The sequence below is a fragment of the Pseudomonas corrugata genome, from assembly GCF_050920615.1.
GTDB classification, from domain to species: Bacteria; Pseudomonadota; Gammaproteobacteria; order Pseudomonadales; family Pseudomonadaceae; genus Aquipseudomonas; species Aquipseudomonas corrugata.
The window spans coordinates 5,308,916-5,320,716 of the sequence record NZ_CP130434.1 but is presented as its reverse complement, the minus strand read 5'-3'; the positions used below and the strand labels follow the sequence as shown (position 1 = coordinate 5,320,716).

Annotated in this window: 9 protein-coding genes; 1 reads left to right on the top strand and 8 read right to left on the bottom strand. The window is 62.4% G+C overall.

Annotated features, from left to right (window positions below; translation table 11 throughout):
- Nucleotides 1–321: 321 nt before the first annotated feature.
- Complete coding sequence (gene nadA, locus QZH45_RS23790) at nt 322–1,380, top strand: quinolinate synthase NadA (RefSeq protein WP_024779477.1); 1,059 nt, start codon at nt 322–324, stop codon at nt 1,378–1,380.
- 123 nt (nt 1,381–1,503) lie between these two features.
- Here the strand turns inward: nadA and QZH45_RS23785 are convergent, their stop codons facing one another.
- The 8 genes from QZH45_RS23785 to QZH45_RS23750 form a co-directional block, all read right to left on the bottom strand.
- Nucleotides 1,504–1,992, bottom strand: a complete 489-nt coding sequence (locus QZH45_RS23785) for an RDD family protein (protein ID WP_055135968.1) — start codon at nt 1,990–1,992, stop codon at nt 1,504–1,506.
- Between the two features lie 93 nt (nt 1,993–2,085).
- Nucleotides 2,086–2,298, bottom strand: coding sequence for a cold-shock protein (locus QZH45_RS23780; protein WP_024779479.1), 213 nt, complete (start codon nt 2,296–2,298; stop codon nt 2,086–2,088).
- Nucleotides 2,299–2,693: 395 nt separating this feature from the next.
- Complete coding sequence (gene gcvT, locus QZH45_RS23775) at nt 2,694–3,818, bottom strand: glycine cleavage system aminomethyltransferase GcvT (protein WP_024779480.1); 1,125 nt, start codon at nt 3,816–3,818, stop codon at nt 2,694–2,696.
- 33 nt (nt 3,819–3,851) lie between these two features.
- Nucleotides 3,852–5,228 carry an L-serine ammonia-lyase gene (locus tag QZH45_RS23770; protein ID WP_024779481.1) on the bottom strand — a complete coding sequence of 459 codons (1,377 nt, stop codon included), beginning with the start codon at nt 5,226–5,228 and terminating at the stop codon, nt 3,852–3,854.
- Nucleotides 5,229–5,419: 191 nt separating this feature from the next.
- Nucleotides 5,420–8,269: an aminomethyl-transferring glycine dehydrogenase gene (gcvP, locus tag QZH45_RS23765; RefSeq protein ID WP_069018314.1), complete on the bottom strand. Its 2,850-nt coding sequence runs from the start codon at nt 8,267–8,269 to the stop codon at nt 5,420–5,422.
- Between the two features lie 10 nt (nt 8,270–8,279).
- A complete protein-coding gene (gcvH, locus tag QZH45_RS23760; RefSeq protein ID WP_024779483.1) occupies nt 8,280–8,663 on the bottom strand; it encodes a glycine cleavage system protein GcvH in 384 nt (127 codons plus the stop codon).
- Between the two features lie 424 nt (nt 8,664–9,087).
- Nucleotides 9,088–10,596, bottom strand: a complete 1,509-nt coding sequence (locus QZH45_RS23755) for a sigma-54-dependent transcriptional regulator (protein ID WP_055136153.1) — start codon at nt 10,594–10,596, stop codon at nt 9,088–9,090.
- Nucleotides 10,597–10,809: 213 nt separating this feature from the next.
- Nucleotides 10,810–11,715, bottom strand: coding sequence for a LysR family transcriptional regulator (locus tag QZH45_RS23750; protein WP_033034675.1), 906 nt, complete (start codon nt 11,713–11,715; stop codon nt 10,810–10,812).
- Nucleotides 11,716–11,801: the final 86 nt, after the last annotated feature.

Genomic DNA, 11,801 nt, shown 5'->3' with positions numbered 1-11,801 from the left:
CGAATCACGACATGCACAGGGGCGGTCCCCTTGCAGGTGTGAAGCAAAGATGACACAGGCAAGCGGGGCAGGTGATTACATTTCAGTCAGCTTGGTTTGGGTATCCGCTTCCCCGCGACGCTGTGTTTGAATGGCACTGGAGCGTACCGGACAGGCACCGATCAGAATGATCTTTTGCATCTGCGGGATATTCTGTAGCCTTGCCGGCTTCACGCTATCCCGTGCCTGATTGATACCCACTTTCCCGGCGGTACCCGAGTGGTCCGGAGCCGGGGTGTATACTCGACTTTCGCGCTAAACGCGCCTGCAGGTCTTGCGAACATGACGCAAATTTCCGAACGTCTCCTGGTCCAGGCTCACCTCGACGCCAAGCAGCCCAAGCCGCTGAGTGCCGAGCAAGAGGCCTGGTACCGCGCCGCCATCGCCGCCGAGCTCAAGGCTCAGGACGCGGTACTGGTCGCGCACTTCTACTGCGACCCGATCATCCAGGCACTGGCCGAAGAGACCGGGGGCTGTGTGTCCGACTCCCTGGAAATGGCCCGCTTCGGCAACGCTCATCCGGCCAAGACCGTGGTGGTGGCCGGGGTCCGGTTCATGGGCGAAACCGCCAAGATCCTCAATCCTGAAAAACGCGTGCTGATGCCGACCCTGGAAGCCACCTGCTCCCTGGACCTCGGTTGCCCGGTGGACGAGTTCTCGGCGTTCTGCGATCAGCACCCGGAGCGCACCGTGGTGGTGTATGCCAACACATCGGCGGCGGTCAAGGCCCGGGCCGACTGGGTGGTAACGTCCAGCTGTGCGCTGGAAATCGTCGAGAGTCTGATGGACAACGGCGAGACGATCATATGGGGGCCGGACAAGCACCTGGGCACTTATATCCAGCGCAAGACCGGCGCCGACATGCTGCTCTGGGACGGCGCCTGCATCGTCCACGAGGAGTTCAAGTCCAAGCAACTGGAGGACATGAAGGCCCTGTACCCGGACGCCGCGATCCTGGTGCACCCGGAGTCACCGACCTCGGTGATTGAACTGGCGGACGCCGTGGGCTCCACCAGCCAACTGATCGCTGCGGCCCAGAGCCTGCCGAACAAGACGCTGATCGTTGCCACCGACCGCGGTATTTTCTACAAAATGCAGCAGCTGTGCCCGGACAAAGTCTTCATCGAAGCTCCTACCGCCGGCAACGGCGCAGCTTGCCGCAGCTGCGCCCACTGCCCGTGGATGGCGATGAATACCCTGGAACGCACCCTCAAGAGCTTGCAGGAAGGCACCAATGAGATCTTCGTCGACCCGGCGTTGATCCCTCAGGCCATTCGCCCGCTCAAGCGCATGCTGGACTTCACCCAGGCGGCGCGGATGAAGCTGGCGGGTAACGCCTGAGTCCTGATGTTCGCTCCCACGCTCCGCGTGGGAATGTCTCTACGGACGTTCCGCGTTCGGCTCTGGGAGGCGGAGCGTCCTTGGCTGCATTCCCACGCAGAGCGTGGGAACGAGACGTGTGAATCACTTGGTCTTCTTGGGAACCCGTACCAACTGCGTGTCCGAGTAGATGTCATGCCAGCCGCGCTTGCGTTTGTCGAACAACGACCAGAGAAAGCCCAGCCCCACCGGCAGCCATGAGGCAATCGACACCACGAAGCGCAACAGCGCCTGCCACAGGCTGATGGCCGTGCCATCGGCGTTCTGTACGCGGATGCCCCACACCTGCATGCCCAGGGTCTGGCCATTGTGGGTCCAGAACTTGGCGAAGAAACCGAACAGCACGAACAGCAGCACGGTGGACAGCAAGGGGTCGCCATCCAGTGCGCCGGCTTCGGTGAGGGTGCGCATTTTCTCTTCACCGATGATCCCCATCTGGATCATCTTGTAGACGCCGCTGGTGACGATCAGCAACGCCGTGCACAGCAGAAAGTCATAGAACATCGCCGCCAGGCGACGACCCAGGCCGACGGGAGGGAAGTCGCCCTGAGGGGTGAGCAGGTGTTTCGGCATGACGGCCTCGGAGCAAAAAGAAGCCCATTCTACGGATTTACGCTCATAAAAAAGCCCCTGATATCAATCAGGGGCTTTTGGGGTTGCGAAAGCTTAGGCTTCGGCAACAACCTCGTCAGCCTGCATGCCTTTCTGGCCCTGCACGGCAACGAAGGTGACTTTCTGGCCTTCTTTCAGGCTCTTGAAGCCGTTGCCCTGGATGGCACGGAAATGTACGAACAGATCCGGACCGCTTTCAGGAGTGATAAAACCAAAACCCTTTTCGTCGTTGAACCACTTGACGGTACCGCTCTGACGCTCAGCCATTTTCTTATTTCCTTTGACGCTTAAATTGATGACAGCCTCTTTCACTTGAAAGAGTACTGGGGCTGGGTTGCAGGAAAGTAAGAGACGTCGAACGGGATGTAGCGAACTTCATAGGCTACTGCCCAGGTCACGATTCCAAGCGACCCATGCAAACACAGTGACCAAACTCTACGCCAACTACGAATGAAAAAACAACCCCCTCTGAAGGGCCCGGTTTTCCTCAGCTCTGCGCCATTTACGCGTTTCGCTGGCCTGGGCTTAATCGATAGGCTAGTTCAATTGTTTGGCAGCGCTATAAACACCATTCAATAGGAAGTAAATGCACCTTTTTATGGCGGTTGCGTTACACATTAGTGCACGTATAACGCAATCGCGTTACTTATAGAAACAGTCAATCAACCGCGGTAGTAGCGTTGTGCAACGAATGGCATTTTGCTTACAAGCAAAGGCACCTTTTTCCCACGAACAATGGCCCAGACGGGGGTTTCCAGGGCGATATAGGCGGTGTCCAGATAACCCATCGCCAAAGGACCGCCCAGGGTCGGACCGAAGCCGCCGCTGCACACCGTACCGATGATCTCGCCTGCCTCGTTGACGATTTCCGCACCTTCGCGCACCGGGGTGCGCTCCTGAGGCAGCAGGCCGACGCGTTTACGGCTCACGCCATTCTGTTGCTGGGCGAACACGGTTTCGGCGCCCGGGAAGCCGCCTGCGCGGGCACCGTCGGCGCGGCGGACCTTGGAAATGGCCCACAGCAAGCTGGCTTCGATCGGAGTGGTGTCGGTGTTCATGTCGTGGCCGTAGAGGCACAGACCGGCTTCCAGGCGCAGGGAGTCACGGGCGCCGAGGCCGATGGCGGCCACTTCCGGTTCCGCCAGCAGGGCGCGGGCGAGTTTTTCCGCGTCGGCTGCGGGCACGGAGATCTCGAAACCGTCTTCACCGGTGTAGCCCGAACGGCTGACAAAGCAGTCCACACCCAGCAGCGTGACACGCTGGAACTGCATGAAGGTCATTTTCGCCACGTCCGGTGCCAGGCGAGCCAGCACGGTGACGGCGGCCGGCCCTTGCAGGGCGAGCAGGGCGCGGGCCTCGAACAGCGGCTCGATGTCGCACTGGCCCCCGATGCGGGCGCGCAGATGGGCCAGATCCTGGTCCTTGCACGCTGCGTTGACCACCAGGAACAACTCGTCGTTGCCCAGGTTGGCCACCATCAGGTCGTCGAGAATGCCGCCATTGTCATTGGTGAACATGGCGTAGCGTTGCATGCCCACCGGCAGGTCGATGATGTCCACCGGCACCAGGGTTTCCAAGGCCTGGGCGGCACTTGCACCGGTCAGGCGGATCTGACCCATGTGGGACACGTCGAACAGCCCGGCCTGGTCGCGGGTGTGCTGATGCTCTTTCATGACCCCCAATGGGTACTGCACCGGCATGTCGTAGCCGGCGAACGGCACCATGCGGGCGCCGAGTTCTAGGTGCAGGGCATGCAGCGGGGTCTTCAGCAGTTGTTCGGTGGACATATCAGCTCCTGGAAAATTGAAGAGAGACGCGTATCAGCATTCGATGATGTTGACCGCCAGACCGCCGCGGGCGGTCTCCTTGTATTTGCTTTTCATGTCGGCGCCGGTCTGGCGCATGGTGCGGATGACTTTATCGAGGGAGACGAAATGATGCCCGTCGCCGCGCATGGCCATGCGCACCGCGTTGATGGCTTTCACCGAGCCCATGGCGTTGCGTTCGATGCAGGGCACCTGCACCAGGCCGCCGATCGGGTCGCAGGTCAGGCCAAGGTTGTGTTCCATGCCGATTTCGGCGGCGTTTTCCACTTGCTGCACCGTGCCGCCCAGGACTTCGCACAAGGCACCGGCGGCCATGGAGCAGGCGACGCCGACTTCACCCTGGCAACCGACCTCGGCACCAGAGATGGAGGCATTTTCCTTGTACAGGATGCCAATGGCGGCGGCGGTCAGCAGGAACCGCACCACACCGTCCTCGCTGGCCCCGGGGATGAAGCGCATGTAGTAATGCAGCACGGCCGGGATGATTCCCGCCGCGCCGTTGGTGGGCGCGGTGACGACGCGCCCGCCAAAGGCGTTCTCTTCGTTGACGGCCAGGGCATACAGGTTCACCCAGTCCAGCACCGACAGCGGGTCGCGCAACGCCGCTTCGGGGTTTTTGCACAATTGACGGTGCAGTGCCGCTGCCCGTCGCTTGACCTTCAGCCCGCCCGGCAGGATCCCTTCGTTGCGGCACCCGGCCGCCACGCAATCTTGCATCACCTGCCAGATCTTCAGCAGGCCGGCGCGGGTTTCAGCTTCGGGGCGCCAGGCGCTTTCATTGGTCAGCATCACCTGGCTGATGGACAGACCATAGGTGCTGCAATGGCCCAGCAGATCCTTGGCGCTTTTGAATGGAAAGGTCAGGACCGTGGCGTCTTCGACGATACGGTCGGCCCCGGCGGCGTCTTCATCGACGACGAAGCCACCACCCACCGAATAGTACTCGCGACTGCGCACTTGCAGGCCGGCACCGTCGAAGGCGCGGAAGATCATGCCATTGGGATGGAAGGGCAGCGGTTTGCGAATCATCGCCAAGTGCAGTTTTTCATTGAATTCGATGGGGTGTTGGCCCAGCAGGTTCAAGCGACCGTTGCTGCGAATCTCCTGCAGACGGGCGTTCACCGTTTCGGTGTCCACGGTGTCCGGGTGTTCGCCCTCCAGGCCCAGCAGCACGGCTTTGTCACTGCCATGGCCCTTGCCCGTGGCGCCGAGAGAGCCGTACAGCTCGACCCTGACACTGGCAACGGTCTCAAGCAGGTCATCACGACGCAGCCCTTCGACGAAACGGGCAGCGGCACGCATCGGGCCGACCGTGTGGGAACTGGAAGGGCCGATACCGATCTTGAACAGGTCGAACACGCTTAACGACATGGTGTTTCTCCGGTTTCTTTTTATGGAGATCGAAAGATTGAGAGTGATCCCTGTGGGAGCGAGCCTGCTCGCGATGACGGAGTGTCAGTCAACATCTGCATTGGCTGTCACACCGCCATCGCGAGCAGGCTCGCTCCCACAAGGGGGGATGCGGCGGTTGAGGGGGACGGGCGAGCCCGCCCCCCTACAAGTCAAGCGTAGCTTTCGATCGACGGGCAGGCGCAGACCAGGTTGCGGTCGCCGAACACGTTGTCGACCCGGCCCACTGGTGGCCAGTATTTGCTTTCGATCAACGACGCGACCGGGTACACCGCTTGTTCGCGGCTGTAAGGGTGGGTCCACTCACCGACGATTTCCGCCGCGGTGTGCGGGGCGTTTTTCAGCGGGTTGTCGTCCTTGTCCAGGCTGCCGTTTTCCACCGCGCGGATTTCTTCGCGGATGCAGATCATGGCGTCGCAGAAGCGATCCAGTTCTTCCCTGGATTCGCTTTCGGTCGGCTCGATCATCAACGTGCCGGCTACCGGGAACGACATGGTCGGGGCGTGGAAGCCGAAGTCGATCAGGCGCTTGGCCACGTCGTCGACGCTGATGCCGCTGCTGTCCTTGAGTGGGCGCAGGTCGAGGATGCACTCGTGGGCCACCAGGCCGTTGCTGCCGGTGTAGAGCACCGGGTAGTGCTCTTCCAGGCGACGGGCGATGTAGTTGGCATTCAGGATCGCCAATTGCGAGGCGCGCTTGAGGCCTGCGCCACCCATCATGCGGATGTACATCCAGGTGATCGGCAGGATGCTGGCGCTGCCGAATGGCGCCGCACACACTGCGCCTTCCTTGCGCGTCATGTTGGCGTGGCCCGGCAGGAAAGGTGCCAGGTGCGACTTGACGCCAATCGGGCCGACGCCCGGGCCGCCACCGCCGTGGGGGATACAGAACGTCTTGTGCAGGTTCAGGTGCGACACGTCACCGCCGAATTTGCCCGGCGCACAGAGGCCGACCATGGCGTTCATGTTGGCGCCGTCGATGTACACCTGGCCGCCGTTGTCATGGACGATGCCGCAGATTTCGCGGATGCCTTCCTCGAACACGCCGTGGGTCGACGGGTAGGTGATCATCAGCGCGGCGAGGTGTTCGCGGTGCTCGATGGCCTTGGCCCGCAGGTCTTCGATGTCGACGTTGCCACGGACATCGCATGCGGTGACCACCACGCGCATGCCGGCCATGTTGGCGGTGGCCGGGTTGGTGCCATGGGCCGACGAAGGGATCAGGCAGATGTCGCGACGGTCTTCGCCACGGCTCTGGTGATAGGCGCGGATCGCCAGCAGGCCGGCGTACTCACCCTGGGAACCAGCGTTGGGTTGCAGCGACACCGCGTCGTAGCCGGTGGCGGCGCAAAGCATGGCTTCCAGTTCATCGGTCAACTGCTGGTAACCGGCGCTCTGCTCGGCCGGGGCGAATGGGTGCAGGGCGCCGAATTCGGCCCAGGTCACCGGGATCATTTCGCTGGCGGCGTTGAGTTTCATGGTGCAGGAACCCAGCGGGATCATGGTGCGATCCAGGGCCAGGTCCTTGTCGGCGAGCTTGCGCAGGTAGCGCATCAGCTCGGTTTCGGAGTGGTAGCGGTTGAACACCGGGTGGCTGAGCACCGGCGACTGGCGCACCAGCTCAGCGGGGATGCGGCTCTGCACGCTGGCGGCCAGGGCGGCGAAGTCCGGCAGGGGCTTGTCGCTGGCCAGAAGCGCCCACAGGGTTTCGATATCGGCCTGGCAGGTGGTTTCGTCCAGGGACAGGCCCAGGCGTTCAGTGTCCACCACGCGCAGGTTGATGCGCTGGGCGCGGGCCTGGTCGTGCAGGGCTGCGGTTTGCGCGCCGGTGTGCAGGGTCAGGGTGTCGAAGAAACTGTCCTGTTCGACGCTCACGCCCAACGCGCCCAGGCCCTTGGCGAGAATCGCGGTCAAGTGATGGATGCGGTTGGCGATTTGCACCAGGCCCCTGGGACCGTGGTACACGGCGTACATGCTGGCGATGTTCGCCAGCAGTACCTGGGCGGTGCAGATGTTGCTCGTGGCTTTCTCGCGGCGGATGTGTTGCTCGCGGGTCTGCATCGCCAGGCGCAGGGCCGGCTTGCCGAAACGGTCCACGGACACCCCGACCAGGCGGCCTGGCATGTCGCGCTTGAAGGCATCCTTAGTGGAGAAATACGCTGCGTGCGGGCCGCCGAAACCCAGCGGTACGCCGAAGCGTTGGGCACTGCCGATGGCGACATCGGCGCCGAATTCGCCCGGCGGGGTCAGCAGGGTCAGGGCCAGCAGATCAGCCGCGACCGCCACCAGGGCGTTGGCCCCGTGGAAGCGCTCGGTCAGTTCGCGGTAGTCGAACAGGTCGCCGTTGCTGGCCGGGTATTGCAGCAGCACGCCGAAGAACGGGCTGGCATCGGTCAGCTCGCGTTCGTCGCCGACCACCACGTCGATGCCCAGGGGCTCTGCACGGGTGCGCAGCACGTCGAGGGTCTGTGGGTGGCAGTGGCGCGAGGCGAAGAAGGCATTGCTGCCCTTGTTCTTGCTCAGGCGCTTGCAGAAGGTCATGGCCTCGGCGGCGGCGGTGGCTTCGTCCAGCAACGAGGCGTTGGCGATCGGCAGGCCGGTAAGGTCGCTGATCAGGGTCTGGAAATTCAGCAGTGCTTCGAGACGGCCTTGGGAGATTTCCGGCTGGTATGGGGTGTAGGCGGTGTACCAGGCCGGATTTTCCAACAGGTTGCGCAGGATCGGTGCCGGCGTGTGGCAGTTGTAGTAACCCTGGCCGATGTAGGTCTTGAACAGTTGGTTCTTGGCGGCAATGGCCTTGATCGAGGCCAGGGCGTCTGCTTCGCTCTGGCCGTCGCCCATCTCCAGCACGCTGGTCCCCTTGATGCTTTCAGGGATGACGCTGGCGCTCAGGGCTTCCAGGGAGTCGTAGCCCAGGCGTTCGAGCATGGCTTGCTCGTCGCTGGCCCGCGGGCCGATATGACGGGCGATGAATTCGTTGGCGGTGCCCAGATTAACGGTCATGTGGCGCTCCTCAGGCTTCGGCGTTGGCTTTGATCAGACGGTCATAGGCGTCCTGATCCAGCAGTTGGCCAACTTCAGCGGCATTGGCTGGCTTGAAACGGAAAAACCAGCCTTCGCCCAGCGGATCTTCGTTGACCAGTTCAGGATTGCTTTCCAAGGCCGGGTTGACCTCCAGCACTTCACCGTCCAGCGGCATGTAGACACCGCTGGCGGCCTTCACCGATTCCACGGTAGAGGCTTCGTCACCCTTGGCATAGGTTTGCAGTTCCGGTAACTGAACATAGACCACATCGCCTAAAGCGTTCTGCGCAAAGGCGGTGATGCCGACCGTGACGCTGCCATCGGCTTCGGCGCGCAGCCATTCGTGATCTTCAGTGAAACGCAACTCGCTCATGGGAACTCCTGGGGCCAGATCGTCTGGTTACGTAGAAAGGCGCGGGACGGTGCCCGGCCATATGGTTAATACCCATAGCAAGAATGCGGCCAATATCAATAAGTGCTTATGGATCAATGATTTGAGGGGATTCGGCACGACTTGGGCGACTGCCTCTGTAGCGAAATCGCTACAGCTCCGTGCTTGGAAAAAATGATTGTGGGATCAAAGCCTTATCCGACGCAGTTTACCGCTACCTGTAGCGATATCGTTCCACTGTAGCGCTTTCAGTACAGATAGAGGTCGCTTTTGAGCTGATTATTGGTCGAGGCAGGCCCTGTGGGAGCGAGCCTGCTCGCGATGGCGGAGTATCAGCCAATATTTCTGTAGCTGGCACGCCGCTATCGCGAGCAGGCTCGCTCCCACAGAGGTCCTTCCAGAGCCCCTATGGCTTGTTGGGAATCCCGTACTTGCGCAACCGGTGGGCGATCGCCGTATGGGACGTTTGCAGGCGGCTGGCGAGTTGGCGTGTGGACGGGTAGTTGACGTAGAGGCTTTCGAGCAGGTGTTTCTCGAAGGCTTCCACGGCTTGCTCCAGGCTTTCGACGTCCACATCGCCTTGTCGCGCGACAGAGGTGCCGGCGATGTCGAGGTCGCCGATGTCCACCAGGCTGCTCTCGCAGATGGCGGCGGCGCGGAAGATCACGTTTTGCAGTTGTCGCACGTTGCCGGGCCAGCGGTTGCCCAGCAGCGCCGGATAGGTGCCGGGGGCCAGGCGACAGACCGGGCGCTGAATCTGCGCGCAGGCCTGCTGCATGAAATGCCGGGCCAGCAGCAGGATGTCCTGGCCGCGCTCACGCAATGGCGGGACCTCGACGTTGAGCACGTTCAGGCGATAGAACAAGTCTTCGCGGAACGAACCTTCGTTGACCATTTTCTCCAGGTTGCGATGGGTCGCGCTGAGGATCCGCACGTTGACCTTGATTTCCCGGTCGCCGCCGACCCGGCGGAAGCTGCCGTCATTGAGGAAACGCAGCAGCTTGGCTTGCAGATACGGCGACATCTCACCGATTTCGTCCAGGAACACCGTGCCCTGGTTCGCCAGTTCCATCAGTCCTGGTTTACCCCCCCGTTGTGCGCCGGTAAAGGCGCCGGGGGCGTAGCCGAACAGTTCGCTTTCGGCCAGGTTCTCCGGTAGCGCGGCGCAGTTCAGAGCCAGGAACGGTGCGCCATAGCGCGCGCTGATGGCATGGCAGGCCCGCGCCACCAGCTCCTTGCCGGTGCCGGTTTCGCCCTGGATCAGCAGTGGTGCATCCAGCGCCGCAACCCGTTGCGCCCGAGCCTTGAGGGTGCGGATCGCCGGGGAGTCGCCGAGCAGCGCATCAAAACCTTCGGCATGGTCGTGGTGCAGCGCCGATAAACGTTCGCCAATGCGGTTCGGCTGATACAGCGTGAGCAGCGCACCGGCGTCGGTGATGGGCGTGGCGTCCAGCAGCCAGGTCTGGCCATTGAGGGTGATTTCCCGCAGCGGCAAGCGAAAGCCGTTCTCCAGCAAGGTGCCCAGCAGCGCCTCGTCCCCGAACAGCTCGGCCACGCTTTCGCCGGCCGGTTCCCGACCGTACAGGGCGATCAGCGCAGGGTTGGCGAGCAACACGTTGCCGGCGCTGTCGAGGGCCAGCACTGGATCGGTCATGGCCGCCAGGAGGGCATCGAGCTGCAGGTGCCGACGCTGGCCCGGCAGGATGTCCACCACGGTGACCGCTTGCACTCCCCGCACGCTGAACAGCGCCTCACGCAGCTCGTCCAGCACCTGCGGGCTGAGGGTCGGGGCGTCGATGTAGACGTTGGGCGGCACCATCTCCACCGCATCCAGATTGAGATTGCGCCCACCCAGCAGCGCCAGGACTTCCTGGGTGATGCCGACGCGGTCGATGAAACTGACGTGGATACGCATGGGGCGGTTTCGGATTCTGGAATGCGGAGGGTGGCAAGTATGCCTTGGGGCGGGCTGTTGGTGGAATCCAGGTGCACGACTTGAGAGGCGTATTGCCCCAGTGAGGAGCGAGCCTGCTCGCGATGGCGATGTGTCAGTTGCGCAAATGTTGACTGATACTCCGCCATCGCGAGCAGGCTCGCTCCCACAGGGACAGTGGTGAGGAAGTATTTTTTACAACCCCACATCCCACTCCGGCGTCTCGGGAAACCTCTCCACCAGGAAATCCACCAGGCTGCGCAGCGCTGAAGGCATGTGCCGACGTGATGCGTACACCGCGTACATGTTCATCTGCCGGGGTTCGGCGTGGGCCAGCAGGCGGGTCAGTTCGCCGCTCTTGATATGGGCGCCGGCCTGGTAGCTGGGCAGCATCGCCACGCCGGCACCGGCCATGGTCGCCCGTAGCAAGGTGCTGGCGTCGTTGCCGCTGATATTACCCTGCACCGGCACCGAGACCTGCTCGCCGTCCTGCTCGAAATGCCAGAGGCTCTTGCCCACGTAGGAGTGGGTCAGGCAATTGTGCAGGCTCAGATCCTCGACCCGTTGCGGAGCCGGGTATTCGCGCAGGTAACCGGGCGAGGCACAGATCACCGAGCGGCAGACGGTGAGGCGCCGGGCGATCAGGCTGGGGTCCAGGTCGTTGCTCATGCGGATCGCCAGGTCGATACGCTCGTCCACCAGGTTCACGGTGCGATCCAGCATTTGCAGGTCGACGCTCACCCCCGGATACCGGCTGACATACTCGGCGATCGCCGCTGCCAGTTGGGCCTGGCCGAACGAGGTGCTGGCGCTGATGCGCAATATGCCCCGCGGGGCGTCGTCTGGCGCGCTGACAGCCGCCTGCATGTCGCTGGACAGCTCAAGCATCTGTCGGCAGCGCGGCAGTGTCTCTATGCCTGCGGCCGTCAGGCTCAGTTTGCGGGTGGTGCGATGCATCAGCCGGGCACCGACCCAATCCTCCAGCTCCGCCAGATACCGCGAAACCACCGGCCGCGACAGGTCCAGATACTCGGCCGCTGCCGACTGGCTGCCCAGGTCCACCACGGCGACAAACACCCGCATTGCTTGTAGACGATCCATGATTTGCCCGCTTTCAGAAACAAACTATGTCGTAGCATCGCATTTTTTGGAACGAACCGGATGACTAAGCTCCGTTCCATTGCCCT